Genomic DNA, 20,035 nt, shown 5'->3' with positions numbered 1-20,035 from the left:
ATGATTCGGTGTTAATGGTTGCTGTATATTTGAATTTTTAAATAATTTTTTTAAATCCCTGGAGGATTAAAATGTCTCTAACTAACGATCAACTTGTTGACGCATTGTCTGCGAAAACAGTTCTTGAAATCGCTGAACTTGTAAAAATGCTTGAAGAAAAATGGGGCGTTTCTGCTGCTGCTCCTGTAGCTGCTGCTGGCGCTGGCCCTGCTGCTGCTGTTGAAGAAAAAACTGCTTTCGACGTTATCTTGGTTGATGCAGGCGCGAACAAAATCAACGTAATCAAAGAAGTACGTGGTTTGACTGGTTTGGGTCTTGCTGAAGCTAAAGCACTAGTTGAAGCTGGTGGCAAAGCTGTTAAAGAAGGCGCGACTAAAGAAGACGCTGAAAAAATCAAAAAAGCTCTTGAAGCTGCAGGCGCGAAAGTTACTGTTAAGTAGTCTTTCGAACCAATTCTTGGTTTTGAAAATGCCAAAAGCCTCGTGGAAACACGGGGCTTTTTGCTTTTTAAGCCTCGTAATAAAGTCGACCGCCATGCTTTCCGGGAACCTGTGGTCTACCTCTGGTAATTTACGACACGCGCATCCGGCGCTCACCCGGCTTGGGTACCGCATCCTGCGGGCCGGGAGGTCGAAATTACCAGAGGCAGCCCCCAGCTCCCCGGAAATCATGGCTGACGCGTTAAATCATGAGGCTTAAAAACAACAAGCCCCGCGTTTCTAAGATCTCCAAATTGGAGAATCACGTTCAATAAAATCAAAATTTCCGCAGAAAAACTACTTCGCGTAACCGAGAAACTGGTTTTTACGGCGATTTCGGTTCTTTATTTTCTTTCAAAACTTCTTTTTTCTGTCGAACCCGCGTTTTGGGGAGGGGGCAGGGACGTATACTTTGAGACCTCCGCCCCCGCACGATGCGGTACCAAGGGGCGGTGAGGGCCGGAAGCCCGTGCCCAAAATATACGTCCCTGCCCCCTCCCCAAAATGCGGAGTCCGAAGCCGAAATCCCACGGAGTTTTGTAAGAAGGTAAAGAACCGAAAGTACTTATAATTCCTTGCTTTTCTGAAAACCCGGAAGTAGTTTGGTTCCTTGCGTTTTGATTTTATTTAATGTGGTTCTTGATTCTTCCGCCCGAAGTGAAGTTTCGATTTTCTTATCACGGAGAGTACATTGGAAAAAACTCCAGTTACGGCTTCTAACATTCGAGTTAGAAAGTCTTTCGCGAAAAATAAGCAAGTCATTGATATTCCCAACTTGATTGAATTGCAGAAGTCTTCTTACGAAGCTTTCATTCAAAAAGATATGGATCCAGATCGCCGTGGCGAAGCTGGTCTCAATGGCGTTTTCAAATCTGTTTTCCCAATCACAGATTTCAACAACACTGCAAGCCTAGAGTTCGTATCTTACACTCTTGAGCCAGCAAAATACGACGTAGATGAGTGTCGTCAGCGCGGAATGACTTTCGCTGCTCCGATCAAAGTTACTCTTCGTCTTATCGTGTTTGATGTTGATGAAGAAACTGAAGCACGTTCTATCCGTGACGTAAAAGAACAAGAAGTTTACTTGGGCGAAATCCCATTGATGACTGCAAACGGTTCTTTCATCATCAACGGTACTGAGCGCGTTGTTGTATCTCAGTTGCATCGTTCTCCGGGCGTGTTCTTCGATCACGACGGTGGTAAAAACAATGCTTCTGGTAAATTGATCTACTCTGCGCGTGTGATCCCATACCGTGGTTCTTGGTTGGATGCTGAATTTGACCAAAAAGATTTGATCCACGTCCGTATCGATCGTCGTCGTAAATTCCCAGTTACAATTCTTTTGAAAGCATTGGGTTACAACGCTGAACAACTTCTTGAATACTTCTACGACCTTGACGAAGTTTACGTTAAAGGCGGCAAGTTGTTCCGTAAGTTGGATATCGAAAGAATGTCAGGCCAAAGAGCATTGACTGATATCCTTGATCCAAAAGGTGGCGAGGCACTAGTTAAAGCTGGTCGTCGTATCACTCGTGCGATCGTTAAGAAAATCAAAGATCTTAATATCACTGAACTTGAAGTTGAACCAAAAGACCTTGATGGTAAAGTTTTGGCGAAACCTCTTATCGATGAATCCACTGGTGAGATCATCGCGGATGCGAACGCTGAGTTGAACTCTGCAATTATCAAACGCGCTATCGAATCTGGTATCGATCGTTTCTTCATGATCTTCTTCGACGGTTTGACTGTTGGACCTTACCTTCGCAACACATTGTTGGTTGATAAAGTTTCTAACAAAGACGAATCATTGGTTGAGATCTACAAACGCCTTCGTCCTGGTGAGCCTCCAACTTTGGAAGCTGCTACGACATTCTTCGGCCGTTTGTTCTTCGATCCAGAGACTTATGATCTTTCTGAAGTTGGTCGTATCAAGATCAATCACAGATTCGGTATCTCTATGGAAGAGTGCCCACCGTCTCACAGAACACTGACTCACAAAGATATCTTGAGCACTATCAAAACGCTTATCGATCTGAAAAATGGTCGCGGTGTTATCGACGATATCGATCACTTGGGTAACCGTCGTGTTCGTTCCGTAGGTGAGTTGCTTGAAAACCAATACCGTATCGGTTTGGTTCGTATGGAGCGCGCTATCCGTGAACGTATGTCTCTACAAGACGTAGAAACAATGATGCCTCACGATCTAGTGAACGCTAAACCAGTAAATGCAGTTGTTAAAGAATTCTTCGGTTCTTCTCAATTGTCACAGTTCATGGATCAAACAAATCCATTGTCTGAGATCACTCACAAACGTCGTTTGTCAGCTCTTGGACCCGGCGGTTTGACTCGTGACCGTGCAGGTTTCGAAGTACGTGACGTACATCCTACGCACTACGGTCGTATCTGCCCAATCGAAACTCCAGAGGGGCCAAACATCGGTTTGATCGCTTCCTTGGCAACTTACGCTCGTATCAACAACTACGGTTTCATCGAGACTCCGTACCGTAAAGTTGAGCAAGGCGCAGTTTCTAAAGACATCAACTACTTGTCTGCATTGGAAGAAGCGGGTCATTACATCGCTCCGGCAGCTCGTGATGAAGCTGGTAACAAATCAATCCAAACTGCTACGACAATCACTCGTCGTGACGGTGAGTATGAAATCGTTGATAAAGACAAAGTTGCATTGATGGACGTTTCTCCATCTCAGCTAGTATCTATCGCGGCTTCTTTGATTCCGTTCCTAGAGCATGACGATGCCAACCGTGCCCTGATGGGTTCGAACATGCAACGTCAAGCGGTGCCATTGTTGCGTTCTCGCGCACCACTAGTTGGTACAGGCGTAGAGCGTTTGGTTGCTCGTGACTCTGGTACATCTGTCGTTGTTCAAAATGACGGTATCGTTGAAGAAGTAGACGCATCTCGTATCGTTATCCGTCGTTTCGCTAAAGGCGGAGAGCTTGGCGCGAACGTAGATATCTACAATTTGACTAAGTACCAACGTACGAACCAAAACACATGCTTCAATCAAAAACCAATCGTAACTGTTGGTGACAAGGTTTCTAAAGGCGACATCGTTGCCGATGGTCCTTCCACTGAGCTTGGTGAGTTGGCTCTAGGTCAAAACATCCTGGTAGCGTTCACTCCTTGGCAAGGTTACAACTTCGAGGACTCCATCCTTATCTCTGAGCGTTTGTTAAAAGACGACGTTTACACATCTATCCACATCGAAGAGTTCGAGTGCGTAGCGCGTGACACGAAACTAGGTAAAGAAGAGATCACTCGCGATATCGCAAACGTAGGTGAAGAAGCACTTAAAGACCTAGACAGCTCTGGTATCATCCGCATCGGTGCGGAAGTTCGCCCTGGCTTCATCTTGGTTGGTAAAGTCACTCCTAAAGGTGAAACTCAGCTTTCTCCTGAAGAAAAACTTTTGAGAGCGATCTTCGGTGAAAAAGCTGGTGACGTACGTGATACATCACTTCGCGCACCATCTGGCGTTTACGGTACAGTTATCGACGCTCAAGTTTACTCTCGTGAAGGCGCAGACCGCGATGAGCGTTTGTCTTCAATCATCGAAGAGAAAAAACGCAAGCTTGAAAAAGACTTGGCTGTTGAGCAAAACGTTATCAAAAATAACTCCATCACGAAACTTCGCGATATCTTGGTAGGCAAAATCACTACTGGCGTATTGTTGAATGAAGATGGATCGCAAAAACTTTTGAACAAAGGTCAATCGATCACGATCGCGGATATCGAAACAATTCCATTCGAATTGTTGAACTATATCCCTCTTGAGCAAGATCTTGAGTTCCAAGTTAACAAAATCATCGACAACGCTCGTAACCAGCTTGACGCAGTTAAATTGGTATTCAACGAGAAGATCGACCGCCTTCGTAAAGGTGACGAGCTTCCTCCAGGCGTTATCAAAATGGTTAAAGTTTACGTTGCGATTAAACGTAAAATGCAAGTCGGCGATAAATTTGCCGGCCGTCACGGAAATAAAGGTGTCGTTTCTAAAGTATTGCCTGTTGAAGACATGCCATACCTAGCAGACGGTTCTCCGGTAGACATGGTTCTGAATCCACTGGGCGTACCTTCACGTATGAACATTGGTCAGGTCCTTGAGGTTCACTTGGGTTGGGCAGCGCACAACTTGGGTAAACAAATCGGTGCCCACCTTGAAAAGTGGAATGCAGAAAACGCACGTAAAGAAATGAAAGATATCTTCAATGACTCTGATATCAGCGCAAAACTTGATGGCGCTGACGAAGGCTCTTTGAAATCAATGGTAACTCGTATGAAGAACGGTATCCACGTTGGAACACCGGTATTCGACGGTGCTCGTGAATCAGACGTTAAGAACTTGCTTGCGAAAGCAGAAGTTCCACTTTCCGGTAAGTCCATCCTATTCGATGGTCGTACTGGTGAGCCGTTCACGAACCCAGTTACTGTGGGTATCATGTACATGCTTAAACTTCACCATCTGGTTGAAGAGAAGATCCATGCTCGTTCTATCGGACCTTATTCTCTCGTTTCGCAACAACCTTTGGGCGGTAAAGCTCAATTCGGTGGTCAGCGTCTAGGGGAGATGGAAGTTTGGGCGATCGAAGCATACGGTGCCGCATACTCTCTACAAGAGTTCCTAACTGTTAAGTCAGATGACGTAGCAGGTAGAACACGTATGTACGAAAGTATCGTTAAGGGTGAAAACATCCTTGAGCCGGGTCTTCCTGAATCGTTCAACGTTCTAGTGAAAGAGCTTCAGTCTCTTGCATTGAATGTTGAGTTGATGGAGTCCGACATCCTTCGTGATCAAGATGAAGATCTTGATGGCGGTGGCGATGTTATTGAAGCAACTGTTGTGGCTCCTACTGAGCCAGAGCAGCACTAATTAAAACTTTAACAACAGGGGTGTTCTTTGAGAGACTTGTTGAATTTTTTCGATAAACCAAAAGATCCACTTTCGTTTGACGCCGTACGAGTATCGTTGGCGTCACCTGAAATGATTCGTGATTGGTCATTTGGTGAAGTTAAGAAGCCGGAAACTATTAACTATCGTACATTCAAGCCTGAACGTGATGGCTTGTTCTGTGCGAAAATCTTCGGTCCTATTAAGGATTACGAGTGCTTGTGCGGTAAGTATAAACGTATGAAGTACCGTGGCGTCGTCTGTGAAAAGTGCGGCGTTGAAGTTACACAAACTAAAGTTCGCCGTGAACGTCTAGGTCACATTGAGCTTGCGACTCCAGTTGCACACATCTGGTTCTTGCGCTCACTGCCTTCTCGTATCGGTAACTTGCTCAACCTATCTCTTAAGGATGTTGAGAAAGTTTTGTATTGTGAAGCCCACGTGGTTATCGATCCAATGGAAACAACATTGGAAGAAGGCCAAGTATTGACTGAAGAAGCTTTGAACGCAGCTTTGAACGAATTCGGTCCTTCATTCAAATACGGCATGGGCGGCGAAGCTGTTCGTGACCTTTTGAGAAAAATCGATCCTGAATACTTGTCTCGCAAGCTTCGTATGGAAGCTAAAGACGTTAAGTCTGAAGCGGGCATGAAAAAGATCACTAAACGTCTTAAGGTTGTTGAAGCTTTCAAAGGCTCTATCAACAAACCTGAATGGATGATGTTGGAAGCACTTCCAGTGTTGCCACCAGATCTACGTCCTCTAGTTCCACTAGATGGCGGTCGTTTCGCGACTTCAGATCTAAATGATCTTTACCGTCGTGTGATCAACCGTAATAACCGTTTGAAACGTCTTCAAGAGCTGAACGCTCCAGACATCATCATCCGCAATGAAAAACGTATGTTGCAAGAAGCAGTAGACGCATTGTTGGATAACGGTCGTCGCGGTAAGACTTTCACTGGTCCAAATAAACGTCCACTTCGCTCCCTTTCTGATATGTTGAAAGGTAAGCAAGGTCGTTTCCGTCAAAATCTACTTGGTAAACGTGTGGACTACTCTGGTCGTTCCGTTATCGTTGTAGGTCCGACGTTGAAATTGCACCAATGCGGTCTTCCTAAGAAAATGGCTTTGGAGCTATTCAAACCATTCGTATACAACAAACTTGAAGAAAAAGGCCTAGCAGCAACTATCAAGCAAGCTAAGAAATTGGTTGAGCAAGAGACAGTTGAAGTTTGGGATATCCTGGCTGACGTAGTTAAAGAACATCCAGTTCTTTTGAATCGTGCGCCAACTCTTCACAGACTTGGTATCCAAGCCTTCGAACCAGTACTTCACGAAGGTAAAGCGATCCAATTGCATCCACTAGTGTGCGGTGCCTTCAATGCCGACTTCGACGGTGACCAAATGGCGGTTCACGTTCCACTTTCTGTGGAATCTCAAGTTGAAGCTCGTGTTTTGATGATGTCTACAAACAACGTTCTTTCTCCAGCTTCTGGTAAGCCAATCATCAATCCATCACAAGATATCGTGTTGGGCTTGTACTGGTTGACTCGTAACCGTTTGGGCGCAAAAGGAACTGGCAAAATCTTCTCAACTGTTCAGGAAGCTCAATACGCTTACGAAACAGGCTTGGTAGACTTGCAAGCGACTTGTAAAGTGCGTATCAACGGTAAGTTGCAAGAAACAACAGTAGGTCGCGCGATTCTTTCTGATAGCGTTCCTAAAGAAGTTCCTTTCAACGACGTGAACGTAATCATGACTAAGAAACAAATCGCAGCTTTGATCGATAAGACTTTCCGTCTTGCTGGTGCAAAAGCGACTTGTATCTTGGCTGATAAAATCATGGAACTTGGTTTCAAATATTCAACGTCTGCAGGTATGTCTATCGGTATCGATGACATGGTTATCCCGGCTGCCAAAGCTCCGATGATCGCTGACGCTGAAAAACAAGTGACTGAAATCCAAACTCAATACGATGAAGGTTTGATCACAGATGGTGAGCGCTACAATAAAGTAGTGGATATCTGGGCACAAACTGCAGATAAGATCGCTAAAGAAGGTATGAACGCGATCGAAAAACAAACATTCGTAGTTGATGGCAAAGAGGTAGTAGGACCTTCATTCAATCCTATCTACATCATGGCTGAATCCGGAGCCCGTGGTTCCGCGACTCAGATCCGTCAATTGGGTGGTATGCGTGGTTTGATGGCAAAACCTTCTGGTGAGATCATCGAAACACCGATCACTGCAAACTTCCGTGAAGGTTTGACAGTTATCCAGTACTTCATCTCTACGCACGGTGCTCGTAAAGGTTTGGCCGATACAGCATTGAAAACAGCGAACTCCGGTTACTTGACTCGTCGTTTGGTTGACGTGGCTCAAGACGTCGTTGTTTCTGAATTGGATTGCGGTATTGACGACGGTTTGGAAATCACTCCAGTTTACGAAGCTGGTGAGATCATCCAAAACATCGGTGATCGTATCCTTGGTCGTACAACATTGAGAGATGTTGTTGATCCTCAAACTAACAACGTAGTTGTTAGAGCGAACCAAGAGATCACAGAGACTGACGTTAAAACTATCGAAGGCTTGGGTATCGATAAAGTCGACATCCGTTCAGCCCTAGTGTGCCAATCTAAACGTGGCGTGTGTGTGAAATGTTACGGCCGCGACTTGTCTCGTGGTGCGACTGTGAACCTTGGTGAAACAGTTGGTATCATTGCAGCACAATCTATCGGTGAGCCGGGTACTCAGTTGACGATGCGTACGTTCCACTTGGGTGGTGCCGCTTCTCGTTCAGTTGAGCAATCAGTTCATACATCTCGTTATGATGGTGTTCTTAAACTTCAAAACGTACATGCAGTTACTAACCGTAATGGTAAGTTGACTGTGATGAACCGTAACGGATCTGCACTAGTTATCGACGAAGCAGGCCGCGAGCGTGAAAACTTCAAGCTTGTTTACGGTGCTGTATTGAACTTTAAAGAAGGTGACAAAGTTGCCAAAGGTCAAACAGTTGTAGAATGGGATCCATATTCGAATCCAATCATCGCAGAGGTTTCTGCGAAGATCCAATATCAGGATATCGAAGAAGGTTCTACAATGCAGGAGCAAGTGGATGCGGTAACTGGTTTCGCGACTAAAGTTATCATGGAATCTAAATCTTCTGACATTAAACCAACTGTGTTCCTAGTTGATGGCAATGGTAAGACATTGAATCTTCCTGGTCGTGACATCCCTGCGAGATATTTGATCCCAGTGGGTGCTCAGCTTCTAGCAGCTGACGGTCAAGAGATCCATGCCGGTGACGTTATCGCGAAAATGCATCGTGAGACTTCGAAAACGAAGGATATCACGGGCGGTCTTCCGCGCGTTGCTGAATTGTTTGAAGCTCGTAAACCGAAAGAAGCAGCAATCATCTCTGAAATTGATGGTTATGTGACATTCGGTAAAGACGTTAAAGGTAAACAACGTGTAATCGTAACTCCTGAAGTGGGTGAGCAAAAAGAATACCTCATCCCTAAAGGTAAGCACGTTGCTGTAAGAGAAGGTGAGTACGTAAGAGCCGGTGAGGCGTTGATGGACGGTCCAACAAATCCTCATGACATTCTGGCGGTTCTAGGTGCTAAAGCCCTATCTGCATACCTTGTTGATGAAATCCAAGAAGTTTACCGACTTCAAGGTGTTGCTATCAATGATAAGCATATCGAAGTAATCGTTCGCCAAATGCTACGTAAAGTAGAAATCAAGGACGCTGGAGACAGCCGCTTCTTGGCTGGTGAACAAGCTGAAAGATATGCTTTCGACGAAGAAAATGCTCGTTTGAGCCGTGAAGGTGGACAACTTGCTACATGCAATCCACTTCTTCTTGGTATCACGAAAGTTTCTTTGAGCACTGATAGCTGGATCTCAGCAGCGTCATTCCAGGAAACAACAAAAGTACTTACAGAAGCGGCGATCAATTCTCGCACAGACCATTTGCGTGGTTTGAAAGAGAATATCATCATGGGTCGTTTGATCCCTGCAGGTACTGGCTTAACTTCTTACAAACGCTGGAAAGTGTCTGTAGCGGAAGACGACGACGTAAACTACGTGGCATCTTTGCCGGGTATGTCGCCTTCAACTCAGTCGCACCAAGGTTAGTAGAGTCGCAGCGCTTCATGAATCCTCAAAGCCGCTTCACTGGCGGTTTTGAGGGCCTAAAGCCTCGGATCTCGTAAGAAAAATGTAAAAACTCCAAAAGCGGAACTCACGCCGGATTTTGGGAACTAAAATTAACAACAATGTCTTGACCCGGACGCTTGCGACAATGTAAGTTCCAGCGTCTTGAATTCGAATAAATTGTTTAAGGGGTTTATAAGTGCCTACAATTAACCAGCTCATCAAAAGTGAGCGTAAAGTTCAAAAAAACCAAACTAAATCACCTGCTTTGGTGTCATGCCCTCAGCGTCGTGGTGTTTGTACTCGTGTTTATACAACAACTCCAAAGAAGCCGAACTCCGCTCTACGTAAAGTAGCGAAAATCCGTCTTTCTAATGGTTTTGAAGTTATCTCTTACATTCCTGGTATCGGTCACAATCTTCAAGAGCATAGCGTTGTCTTGATCCGTGGTGGTCGTGTGAAGGACTTGCCGGGCGTTCGTTACCATATCGTTCGCGGTGTATTGGATCTTCAAGGTGTTAACGGTCGCCTACGCAGCCGTTCTAAATACGGTACTAAGAGACCTAAGAAATAATAAGGAATTGACACATGTCACGTCGTAAAAAGACCTTTAAAAGAGAAGTAATTCCAGATCCAGTTTTTAAAGATCTAGTTATTGCTAAATTCGTTAATAAAATGATGATCCAAGGTAAAAAAGCTACTGCACAGAAGCTTTTCTACGGAGCATTGAAAGAGCTTGAAGGTAAAGTTGCTGGCGAAGAGCCAATGGCTGTATTCAAAAAAGCCCTTGAAAACTGCAAACCTTCTATCGAAGTTCGTTCTCGCCGTGTAGGTGGAGCGACATACCAAGTTCCAGTTGATGTTCGTCCAACTCGTCGTTTGGCTTTGGCTATGCGTTGGTTGGTTGAATACTCTCGCGAACGTGGCGAAAAAGACTACGCTAAGCGTTTGGCTGGCGAATTCATCGATGCTTACAACAATAGAGGTAACTCTATTAAGAAGAAAGATGAAGTTCACCGTATGGCTGAAGCTAATAAGGCTTTCTCTCACTACAATTGGTAATCTGTTTACATGTCAGCTAAAGATCCAAAAGTTGTAGCTGATCTCAAGTATACTCGTAATATCGGCATCATGGCACACATTGATGCCGGTAAAACGACGACCACCGAGCGCATCCTTTACTACACTGGAAAAAGTCATAAAATTGGTGAAGTTCACGACGGCCAGGCCACTATGGACTGGATGGTTCAGGAACAAGAGCGTGGTATTACTATTACCTCTGCTGCCACTATGGCATTCTGGAAAGACCACCGCATTAATATCATCGATACTCCGGGGCACGTTGACTTCACTATTGAAGTTGAACGTTCTTTGCGCGTTCTTGATGGTGCGGTAGCAGTATTTGACGGCGTAAACGGTGTTGAGCCTCAGTCTGAGACTGTCTGGAAACAAGCTGACAAGTACAAAGTACCAAGAATCTGTTTTATCAATAAAATGGACCGTGTGGGCGCTGATTTTGTGATGTCTTACGGGACAATCAAAGAGCGTCTTCAGGCGAATCCAGTCCCAGTTCAAGTTCCAATCGGTATGGAAGATACATTCCGTGGCGTAGTCGATTTGTTAGAAAATCGTGCTTACGTTTGGACGACATCCGGTTTGGGAGACAACTTCGAAATTACCGATGTTCCTAATGACATGAAGGAAGAGATCAATCGCTTCCGTACAGAAGTCGTTGAGAAGATCGTTGAGTTTGACGATGTTCTTCTTGAGAAATATCTCAACGGAGAAGAAGTGACTGTTGCTGAGCTAAAAGCAGCTCTTCGCAAAGGCACTCTTGAATTGAAAGCGTTCCCAGTATTCTGTGGGGCGGCCTTCAAAAACAAAGGTATTCAACCTTTGCTTGATGGTGTGATTGATTACCTTCCATCACCTATCGAAGTTCCGGATATCGTGGGACACGATCCAGAACGTCCTGAAAAAGAAATCGTATGTAAAACTGATTTCGACGCCCATGTGGCGGCATTGGCTTTCAAAATTGCCAATGATCCGTTCGCAGGTTCTTTGACGTACATCCGTGTTTATTCCGGTGAAGTCAAAATGGGTGACCAACTTTTGAATCCTCGTACACAAAAGAAAGAGCGTATTCAAAAGCTGGTAAAAATGCATGCGAACTCCCGTGAAGAGGTTGCGAGCTTGAAGGCTGGCGATATCGGTGCAGTTGTGGGTCTTAAGTTCACTGGTACTGGTGATACTCTTTGCGAAACTTCCCATGCAGTAGTTCTTGAATCTATCACTTTCCCAGAGCCGGTGATTGCTGTGGCAATCGAAGCTAAATCTTCTGCTGATCAAGAGAAGATGTTGGCAGGCCTTGAGAAGCTCCAAAAAGAAGATCCATCTTGTAAGTTGAGAAACGATCCTGAAACAGGTCAGATTCTTCTTTCGGGTATGGGTGAGCTTCATTTGGATATCCTGGTGGATCGCCTTCTTCGCGAGCACAAAGTGCAGGCGAATGTTGGTAAGCCACAAGTATCTTACCGCGAAACCATTACGACGGCGGCCTCCGAAACTCATGTTTATGAGCGTGAAATTGCCGGCGATATGAACTTCGCTTCTGTGAGCTTAACGATTGAGCCGATCTCCCAAGCAGATCACATCCAATTCGTTAGCAAAGTCTCATTGTCTAAAGAGTTTACAGCTCCGTTCTTAAAGGCGATCGAAAGCGGCTTCCGTGAAGCGGCTGAGGTGGGTCCTTTAGCGAGCTATTCTATGCTAGGTATTAAAGGCACTTTAACAGCTGTTGAGGTTCGTCCCGAAACGTCCACTGAGATGGCTTTCAAAGCCGCGACCTCATTGGCGTTCAGAGATGCCGTTAAAAAAGCCCAAGTTGAGCTTATGGAGCCAATCTTTAAGCTTGAAGTGACTTGCCCTGATGATTTCGTGGGCAATATAGTGGGTGACTTGAACTCGCGTCGTGGAAAAATTCTCACGATGAACGTTAAGCCAGGGGGCGGGCAGGTTATCTTTGCCGAGGCGCCATTGGCCTCTCTATTCGGTTATGCGACGGATGTGCGCAGTTTAAGCCAGGGTAGAGCAAGTTTCAGCATGGAATTCTTAGAATATGCCGTGGTCCCTGCGAAGGTAAAAACGGAAATTCTACATAAAATGGGAAGATATTAATTATTTAATTTTTTCCCTTTGACAAAGATTTTTTAAATGCGCATACTCGCGCACTCGTGACATCTATATTTACAAAAAACCCCCCGCGTTTGGTGGACTTATCTAGGCCGCAAGGGCTAATTCGGGGCAAGTTTTCGATGGGATTTGATGTTCAGTTATTAACATTTTTGCTAGTAATTACGCTACTTTACAAAAGAAGAGAAGTGTCCTTATGCAAAGTCAGAAGATTAGAATCAGATTGAAGGCATTCGATCATAAATTGCTTGATCAGTCGACGAAAGAAATCGTTGAGACTGCTCGTCGCACAGGCGCAAAAGTTGCGGGTCCAATTCCCTTGCCTACTCGCATCAACCGCTACACAGTACTTCGTTCTCCACACGTAGATAAAAAATCTCGTGAACAATTCGAAGTAAGAACTCACAAGCGTATGCTTGATATCCTTGAACCTACTCAACAAACAGTAGACCAATTGATGAAATTGGATCTTTCTGCTGGTGTTGACGTTGAAATCAAATTGTCGGCGATCTAGGAGTAAGACGTGAGCGAAACTACAGAAAACACACAAACGTCTGCACAAGGCCTAAAGCTCAATGGCTTGTTTGCATTCAAAGAAGGTATGGCTACCATCTACAATGAACAAGGTGAAGCTATCCCAGTTACAGTTCTTCGTTATGAGCCATGGTTTGTTTCTCAAATCAAAACTAACGAAGCAGATGGTTACGAAGCTATTCAAGTAGCTTGCGAACCTAAAAAAGCTAAAAATTCAAACAAAGCTGAACAAGGCCACCTTAAAGGTGCTGGCTTCGAAAATGGCGCGAGATTCGTAAAAGAACTTCGTCAAGCTATTCCAGAAGGTCTTACAGTAGGCGCGCAAGTATCAATCGACTCTTTGTCTAAAGGTGACACTGTTAAAATGACAGCGAAATCTAAAGGTAAAGGTTTTGCGGGCGTTATGAAACGTTGGAACTTCGCCGGTGGACCTGGTTCACACGGTTCTAAATTCCACCGTCGTCCGGGTTCTTCTGGTAACAGAACATGGCCAGGCCGTGTAATGCCAGGTAAGAAATTCCCAGGTCATCTTGGTAACGAAACAGTAACTGTTAAGAACGTTGAAATCGTTGAGATCAATCACGCTGAAAACGTTGTTATGGTTAAGGGCCCAGTTCCAGGTGCGAAAAACACTTTGGTGAAATTGGTGAGAGTGTAATATGGCAACAGTAAATGTACTTAACTGGAAAAAAGAAAAAGTTGGATCTATCGATCTTGCTTCTGATGTTTTCGAAACTCCTATTAAAAAAGAAGTTTTGCACACAGTAGTTCAATGGCAATTGGCTAGCCGTCGCCAAGGTACTCACATGACTAAAACAAAAGGTCTAGTGAGCGGTGGTGGTAAAAAGCCTTTCAAACAAAAAGGTACTGGTGGAGCTCGTCAAGGTTCTAGCCGTTCTATCTTGATGCCTGGTGGTGGTACTGCTTTCGGTCCTCAACCTCGCAGCTATGCGTTCGTACTTCCTAAAAAAGTTCGTCGCTTAGGTTTGAGCATGGCACTTTCTCACCTTCAAAAAGAAGGCAAGTTGTTCGTAGTAGACAGCATGCAATCTGAAGGTAAAACAGCTGAATTGAGCAAACGTCTTAAAGCGTTCGGCTTGAAAAAAGCAGTTTTGATCGATGCAAATGTTAACGACAAGTTCAATCAAGCTTCAAAAAATCTTCCAACATTCAAATACTTCCCAGTTGAAGGTTTGAACGTGTTTGATCTTTTGAAATACGATGCAGCAGTAATCACTAAAGATTCTGTAGCGAAAATCGTAGATCGCTGCTCAATGGAGAAAGCGTAAGATGAAACAAGTAATTAAAACTCCACTAATCACGGAGAAAAACACATACCACAACGCAGCTGGTGTTTACGTGTTCGAAGTAGATATGAAATCTACTAAAACAGACGTAAAAGCAGCAGTAGAAAAGAACTTCAAAGTTAAAGTGGACAGCGTGAGAACTAGCGTTTGCCGCGGTCACTCTAAAAATTCGAAGTTTGGTGCAACTAAGGTCCCTTACTGGAAAAAAGCTTACGTTAAGCTTGTTGAAGGTGAGAAGATCGCTCTTTTTGAGGGAGTATAGAGATGGGTATCAAGACGTTCGCCCCGCGCTCTCATGGTCGTAGAGGAATGACTGGTTTCGATTTCAAAGAAATCACAAAGACAACTCCAGAGAAGTCTTTGCTTGCTCCTCTTAAGAAACAAGCAGCTCGTAACAATCACGGTCAAATTACTATTCGTCACCAAGGTGGCGGTCATAAACGTAAGTACCGTTTGATTGATTTCAAACGTATTAAACTAGAAGTGCCAGCTAAAGTTGCTGCGATCGAATACGATCCAAACAGAACTTGCCGTATCGCTCTTCTTAACTATGTAGACGGTCAGAAAGCATACATCATCGCGCCAGTTGGCTTGAATGTAGGCGACACTGTACTTTCTTCAGACAAAGCCGACATCAAACCAGGTAACTCTTTGTCTTTGTCAGCTATCCCTGTTGGTACAGTAATTCACAATATCGAATTGCGCCCAGGTAAAGGTGGTCAAATTTGCAGAGGTGCAGGTGCGAGCGCGACTTTGGCTGGTAAAGGTGATATGTACTGCCAAGTACGTATGCCATCTGGTGAGTTGAAGCAGGTTCTTTCAGTATGCCGCGCTTCTATCGGTCAAGTTGGAAATACTGACAATGAAAATATCAATCTTGGTAAAGCAGGTCGCTCTCGTTGGAGAGGTATCCGTCCTTCAGTTCGTGGTATGCACATGAATCCAGTAGACCATCCATTGGGTGGTGGTGAAGGTGTGGGTAAAGGTCATCATCCTGTAACTCCATGGGGTCAACCATGTAAAGGTTACAAGACAAGACATAATAAGAGAACTGACTCTTCAATCATCAAGAGACGTAAGTAGGAGTAGACTGTGGCACGCTCAATTAAAAAAGGTCCATTCGTTGATTTGTCTGTACAAAAGAAAATCGACAATGCGATCGCAAAAAACGACAAAAAAGTTATTAAAACTTGGTCTCGTCGCTCAACAATTCTTCCAGAAACTATCGGACTTACGTTCGCAGTTCACAACGGTAGAAAGTTCGTTCCAGTTTACATCACTGAGAACATGATTGGTCACAAACTCGGTGAGTTTGCTCCAACAAGAACTTTCCAAGGCCACGCTGAGAAGAAAGCCGCAGCTCCAGCTGCTGCTAAGAAGTAGTAGAGGTTTATAATGGAAGTTAAAGCTAGCCTAAAATACGCAAGAGTAGGTGCCCAAAAGGCAAGACTTGTTGCAGACCTAGTTCGCGGTAAAGACGTGAACGAAGCTGTTAAAACTCTTACTTTCTTGAACAAAAAAACTGCAGGTATGGTAAAGAAACTTATCGAATCTGCTGTTGCTAACGCTGAATACAAAAAAGTTATGGACGTAGATAACTTGGTTGTTAAAGCCATCTGGGTTGATCAAGGTCCGGTTCTTAAGAGATTCCGTCCACGCGCTCAAGGCCGTGCATTCGGAGTTCGTAAGAAAACAAGCCACATCAACGTAGTACTTGAGGAGAAATAATCGTGGGACAAAAGGTTCATCCAATTGGTTTACGCGTTGGTGTTATTAGAACTTGGGACTCTCGCTGGTATGCGAAGGGTAACCAATATTTCGAAAATCTACATGAAGACATCCGCCTAAGAAAATACCTAAAAGGTAAACTTAAGCATGCTGGTGTAGCTAAAATCGAAATGGAACGTGCAGCGAAGAAGATCAAAATCATCATCTCGACTGCTCGCCCAGGTGTTGTTATTGGTAAAAAAGGTACTGGTATTGACGCTCTTAAAGCGGAAGTTCAAAAACTTACACCCAACGAAGTTTTCTTGAGCATCCAAGAAGTGCGCAAGCCAGACCTCGATGCTCAGCTCGTCGCTGAGAGCATTGCTCAACAACTTGAGAAACGTATCTCTTGGAGAAGAGCTCTTAAAAAATCTATTGCAGCTGCGATCAAAGGCGGCGTGAGAGGTATCAAGATCCGTGTTTCCGGTCGTCTTGATGGTGCAGAGATTGCTCGTTCAGAGTGGTACAATGAGAAGAGTGTTCCTCTTCATACATTGCGTGCAGATATCGACTACGGTACTGCTGAAGCTCTAACTGCATACGGTATCATCGGATTGAAAGTATGGATCTATAAAGGCGATATCTTATCTGCTCGCGAAGTTGAGGAGGCAGGTCGTGTTAAGTCCTAAAAGAGTAAAATGGCGTAAACAATTTGTAGGCCGCGCAACTGGTTTTGCGTACAGAGGTTCTAACCTTGATTTTGGAGATTTCGGTCTTCAAGCAGTTGAGGAAGGACGTCTTACAGCACGTCAGTTGGAAGCAGGTCGTATTGCTATCTCCCGTTCAGTTAAGCGTGGTGGTAAAATCTGGTGCCGTGTATTCCCAAATACACCGGTAACTAAAAAACCAGCTGAAACTCGTATGGGTAGCGGTAAAGGTAACCCGGAGCTATGGGTAGCCCGTGTTCTTCCTGGAAAAGTTCTTTTCGAAATGAACGGTGTGACTCGTGAACAAGCTAAAGAAGCTTTCGAACGCGCAGCTCACAAACTTCCTTTCAAAACTCGTTTCTTGGTTAGGGAGTAGTTATGAAGTTCGTAGAGATTAAAGATCTTTCTGTAACTGAATTGAAAAAGAAAAGAGCAGCTCTTTCTGAAGAGTTGTTCCAAGCTCGTATCAAGAATTCAATTGGTCAACTTTCTAACCCAATTGAAATTCGTGATCTTCGTCGTTCTATCGCGAAAATCAATACAGCAATCGTAAAGAAAGTAGCGAGGTAGTAAATGACAACTGAAACAAATACTCGTGGTCGTAAAATCGAAGTAGTTGGTGAGGTTATCAGCGACAAGATGGATAAAACTATCTCTGTTCTAATCTACCGCATGGTTAAACACGCTAAATACGGTAAGTATGTTAAGAAAACTTCTGTGTTCAAAGCTCATGACGAAAAAAACCAAGCTAAAGTTGGTGACATCGTTAAGATCCGTGAAACACGTCCTCTTAGCAAAACTAAACGTTGGGCTCTTTCTGAAGTCGTAGAGACGGCGAAAGCATAGGAGTGTTGTCATGATTCAAATGCAAACTAGACTAAATGTAGCTGACAACTCTGGCGCTAAAGAAGTTATGTGCGTAAAGGTTCTTGGTGGTTCTAAACGTCGTGTAGCATCTATCGGTGATGTTATCGTTGTTTCTATCAAAGAAGCTTTGCCAAACGCTAAAGTTAAAAAAGGTGACGTTGCTAAAGCAGTAGTAGTTAGAACTGTTCAAAAACTTCGTCGTCCAGACGGTTCTTACATCCGTTTTGATGATAACTCTGCAGTTTTGATCAACGCCAATAAAGAACCAATTGGAACTCGTATCTTTGGCCCAGTAGCCAGAGAGTTGAGAGCAAAGTCTTTCGTTAAGATCGTATCTTTGGCTCCGGAAGTTCTGTAAGGGGTATGAGATGAATCGCTTAAAAGCTAAATATCAAAAAGAGATCGCTCCTGCTCTTCAAAAACAATTGGGAGTTAAAAACGTAATGCAAGTTCCTCGCTTGGAGAAAATCACTCTTAGCGTGTGCTTGAGCGAAGCAGTTCAAAATCCAAAAATTTTGAACACTGTTGTTGACGAGATCACAGCGATCTCTGGTCAAAAAGCAGTTATCACTAAAGCTAAAAAAGCTATCTCTAACTTCAAATTGCGTGCTGGCATCCCATTGGGTGTTCGCGTAACTTTGAGAAAAGAGAGAATGTGGTCATTCCTTGATCGTCTAAACACTTTGGCACTACCTCGCGTACGTGACTTCCGTGGTTTGCCGAATAAAGGTTTTGACGGCCGTGGTAACTACAACATGGGTCTTAAGGAACAAATCGTGTTCCCTGAGATCAACTTCGATAAAGTTGATAAAACTCGTGGTATGAACATCACAATCTGTACAACAGCTAAAAACGATACTGAAGGCAGAGCGCTTCTTGAAGCACTTGGCATGCCTTTCAGAAAGTAGGATGAACGATGGCACGTAAATCAAGTATTGTTAAAAACAATAAAAGAAAAGCAATTGCTAAGCGCTACACTGAATACAGAAAAGAGCTTAGAAATAAAGCCGTTGACATGAAACTTTCTGATGACGAAAGAGCAGAAGCTCGTAAAAAGCTTCAAGCTCTTCCTCAAAAGACAAACATCAACCGTGTTATCACACGTTGTGAGCTTTCTGGTCGCCCTCGTGGTAACTACAGAAAATTCGGTTTGTCTCGTATCGCCTTCAGACAACTTGCGCTTGATGGTAAATTGCCTGGCGTAACGAAAGCTAGCTGGTAAGAGGAAAACTATGGATACAATTTCTCAGTTCCTTACAATTATTAGAAATGCGGGAGCAGCAAAACACGAAAAAGTGGATTTGCCTGCTTCTAAAGTTCGCGCTGGTATCGCAACGATCCTTGTTAACGAAGGTCTTATCCGCAGCTTCAAAGTTGCTAAAGATTCTAAGCAAGGCATCATGCGTGTTTACTTGAAGTACGATGAAGCTGGTGGCCACGCTATCAACTCTATCGACCGTGTAAGCCGTCCGGGCCGTCGCGTTTATGTTAAATCAGATAAAATTCCTCAAGTTCGTTCTGGTATGGGTATGTCCATCATCAGCACAAGCAAAGGGATCATGAGCGGTAAGCAAGCAGCTGAGCAAAATCTCGGCGGCGAATTGCTTGCGACACTTTGGTAGGTGATTTATGTCTCGTATTGGTAAAGCACCCGTTATTTTTGATAACACAGTAAAAGTAGATGTTACACCTGCTAACGAAGTTGTGATCAAAGGCGCTAAATCTTCTTTGAAGATTGCTATGCAGCCTCAAGTTACAGCTAAAGTTGATGGCAACAAGGTAGTGTTGACTCGTAAAGACGACTCTAAAGATGCTCGTGCATTGCACGGTCTTTACAGAGCTTTGGTTCAAAACGCAGTAACTGGCGTTACTAAAGGTTTCACTAAAGGTCTTGAGCTTCAAGGTGTAGGTTATCGTGCAAACGTTGCAGGTAAAAAGTTGGAGCTTTCTTTGGGCTTCTCTCACCCTGTAGTGTTCGATATCCCTGAAGGCATCGAAATCAAAGTTGAAAAACAAACAGCACTTTCAATCACTGGCGCTAGCAGAGAACTTGTTGGTCAAGTAGCTGCTAAAATCCGTTCATTCCGTCCACCAGAGCCATATTTGGGTAAAGGTGTTCGTTACGCTGGTGAGCACATCCGTCGTAAAGCCGGTAAGTCTGCTGGTAAATAG

22 protein-coding genes are annotated in these 20,035 nt (G+C 44.2%); all 22 read left to right on the top strand.

All coding sequences use genetic code 11. From position 1 onward, the window contains the following. Positions 1–71 precede the first annotated feature (71 nt). The 22 genes from rplL to rplF all read left to right on the top strand — a co-directional run bounded on the left by rplL (position 72) and on the right by rplF (position 20,035). A complete protein-coding gene (gene rplL, locus ACLSU7_RS08135) occupies positions 72–440 on the top strand; it encodes a 50S ribosomal protein L7/L12 (protein WP_331339742.1) in 369 nt (122 codons plus the stop codon). 730 nt (positions 441–1,170) lie between these two features. Then, positions 1,171–5,370: a DNA-directed RNA polymerase subunit beta gene (rpoB, locus tag ACLSU7_RS08130; protein ID WP_413295045.1), complete on the top strand. Its 4,200-nt coding sequence runs from the start codon at positions 1,171–1,173 to the stop codon at positions 5,368–5,370. A 27-nt stretch (positions 5,371–5,397) separates the two neighbouring features. Further along, positions 5,398–9,531: a DNA-directed RNA polymerase subunit beta' gene (gene rpoC, locus ACLSU7_RS08125; RefSeq protein ID WP_413295044.1), complete on the top strand. Its 4,134-nt coding sequence runs from the start codon at positions 5,398–5,400 to the stop codon at positions 9,529–9,531. A gap of 217 nt (positions 9,532–9,748) precedes the next feature. After that, entirely contained in the window at positions 9,749–10,123 is a 375-nt protein-coding gene (rpsL, locus tag ACLSU7_RS08120; RefSeq protein WP_413295043.1) for a 30S ribosomal protein S12, read from the top strand. A 14-nt stretch (positions 10,124–10,137) separates the two neighbouring features. Continuing rightward, positions 10,138–10,611, top strand: coding sequence for a 30S ribosomal protein S7 (gene rpsG / locus ACLSU7_RS08115; protein WP_142699126.1), 474 nt, complete (start codon positions 10,138–10,140; stop codon positions 10,609–10,611). Positions 10,612–10,620: 9 nt separating this feature from the next. Further along, entirely contained in the window at positions 10,621–12,726 is a 2,106-nt protein-coding gene (gene fusA / locus ACLSU7_RS08110) for an elongation factor G (protein WP_413295042.1), read from the top strand. A 211-nt stretch (positions 12,727–12,937) separates the two neighbouring features. Further along, positions 12,938–13,255 carry a 30S ribosomal protein S10 gene (gene rpsJ / locus ACLSU7_RS08105; RefSeq protein ID WP_025308875.1) on the top strand — a complete coding sequence of 106 codons (318 nt, stop codon included), beginning with the start codon at positions 12,938–12,940 and terminating at the stop codon, positions 13,253–13,255. 9 nt (positions 13,256–13,264) lie between these two features. Next, positions 13,265–13,933, top strand: a complete 669-nt coding sequence (gene rplC / locus ACLSU7_RS08100; protein WP_181606316.1) for a 50S ribosomal protein L3 — start codon at positions 13,265–13,267, stop codon at positions 13,931–13,933. A gap of 1 nt (position 13,934) precedes the next feature. Beyond that, positions 13,935–14,564: a 50S ribosomal protein L4 gene (gene rplD / locus ACLSU7_RS08095; protein ID WP_181606317.1), complete on the top strand. Its 630-nt coding sequence runs from the start codon at positions 13,935–13,937 to the stop codon at positions 14,562–14,564. 1 nt (position 14,565) lies between these two features. Beyond that, the gene (rplW, locus tag ACLSU7_RS08090; protein ID WP_181606318.1) at positions 14,566–14,844 is read left to right on the top strand and encodes a 50S ribosomal protein L23; all 279 of its coding nucleotides are present in this window, start codon (positions 14,566–14,568) and stop codon (positions 14,842–14,844) included. A gap of 2 nt (positions 14,845–14,846) precedes the next feature. Next, entirely contained in the window at positions 14,847–15,665 is an 819-nt protein-coding gene (gene rplB / locus ACLSU7_RS08085) for a 50S ribosomal protein L2 (RefSeq protein ID WP_181606319.1), read from the top strand. A gap of 9 nt (positions 15,666–15,674) precedes the next feature. Continuing rightward, entirely contained in the window at positions 15,675–15,965 is a 291-nt protein-coding gene (gene rpsS / locus ACLSU7_RS08080; protein ID WP_142699132.1) for a 30S ribosomal protein S19, read from the top strand. A 12-nt stretch (positions 15,966–15,977) separates the two neighbouring features. Next, positions 15,978–16,310: a 50S ribosomal protein L22 gene (gene rplV / locus ACLSU7_RS08075; protein WP_142699133.1), complete on the top strand. Its 333-nt coding sequence runs from the start codon at positions 15,978–15,980 to the stop codon at positions 16,308–16,310. A 2-nt stretch (positions 16,311–16,312) separates the two neighbouring features. Further along, the gene (rpsC, locus tag ACLSU7_RS08070) at positions 16,313–16,978 is read left to right on the top strand and encodes a 30S ribosomal protein S3 (protein WP_142699134.1); all 666 of its coding nucleotides are present in this window, start codon (positions 16,313–16,315) and stop codon (positions 16,976–16,978) included. Continuing rightward, a complete protein-coding gene (gene rplP, locus ACLSU7_RS08065) occupies positions 16,965–17,372 on the top strand; it encodes a 50S ribosomal protein L16 (protein WP_088615302.1) in 408 nt (135 codons plus the stop codon). The genes rpsC and rplP overlap by 14 nt, the downstream gene beginning before the upstream one ends. Positions 17,373–17,374: 2 nt before the next feature. Continuing rightward, the gene (gene rpmC, locus ACLSU7_RS08060) at positions 17,375–17,566 is read left to right on the top strand and encodes a 50S ribosomal protein L29 (RefSeq protein ID WP_088615301.1); all 192 of its coding nucleotides are present in this window, start codon (positions 17,375–17,377) and stop codon (positions 17,564–17,566) included. Positions 17,567–17,569: 3 nt separating this feature from the next. After that, positions 17,570–17,842, top strand: a complete 273-nt coding sequence (gene rpsQ / locus ACLSU7_RS08055; protein WP_413295041.1) for a 30S ribosomal protein S17 — start codon at positions 17,570–17,572, stop codon at positions 17,840–17,842. 10 nt (positions 17,843–17,852) lie between these two features. Next, positions 17,853–18,221, top strand: a complete 369-nt coding sequence (rplN, locus tag ACLSU7_RS08050) for a 50S ribosomal protein L14 (protein WP_088615299.1) — start codon at positions 17,853–17,855, stop codon at positions 18,219–18,221. A gap of 10 nt (positions 18,222–18,231) precedes the next feature. Continuing rightward, positions 18,232–18,771 (top strand): 50S ribosomal protein L5, encoded by a 540-nt coding sequence (gene rplE, locus ACLSU7_RS08045; protein WP_413295040.1) that lies wholly within the window; start codon positions 18,232–18,234, stop codon positions 18,769–18,771. A gap of 8 nt (positions 18,772–18,779) precedes the next feature. After that, on the top strand, positions 18,780–19,085 hold the full coding sequence (rpsN, locus tag ACLSU7_RS08040) for a 30S ribosomal protein S14 (protein WP_413295039.1): 306 nt from the start codon (positions 18,780–18,782) through the stop codon (positions 19,083–19,085). A gap of 10 nt (positions 19,086–19,095) precedes the next feature. Continuing rightward, a complete protein-coding gene (gene rpsH / locus ACLSU7_RS08035; RefSeq protein ID WP_142699137.1) occupies positions 19,096–19,485 on the top strand; it encodes a 30S ribosomal protein S8 in 390 nt (129 codons plus the stop codon). A 7-nt stretch (positions 19,486–19,492) separates the two neighbouring features. Further along, entirely contained in the window at positions 19,493–20,035 is a 543-nt protein-coding gene (gene rplF, locus ACLSU7_RS08030; protein WP_181606320.1) for a 50S ribosomal protein L6, read from the top strand.

The sequence above is a fragment of the Bdellovibrio sp. HCB185ZH genome, assembly GCF_047302455.1.
In the GTDB taxonomy this organism is placed as follows: domain Bacteria; phylum Bdellovibrionota; class Bdellovibrionia; order Bdellovibrionales; family Bdellovibrionaceae; genus Bdellovibrio.
This window is presented reverse-complemented; position numbering and strand designations above follow the sequence as displayed.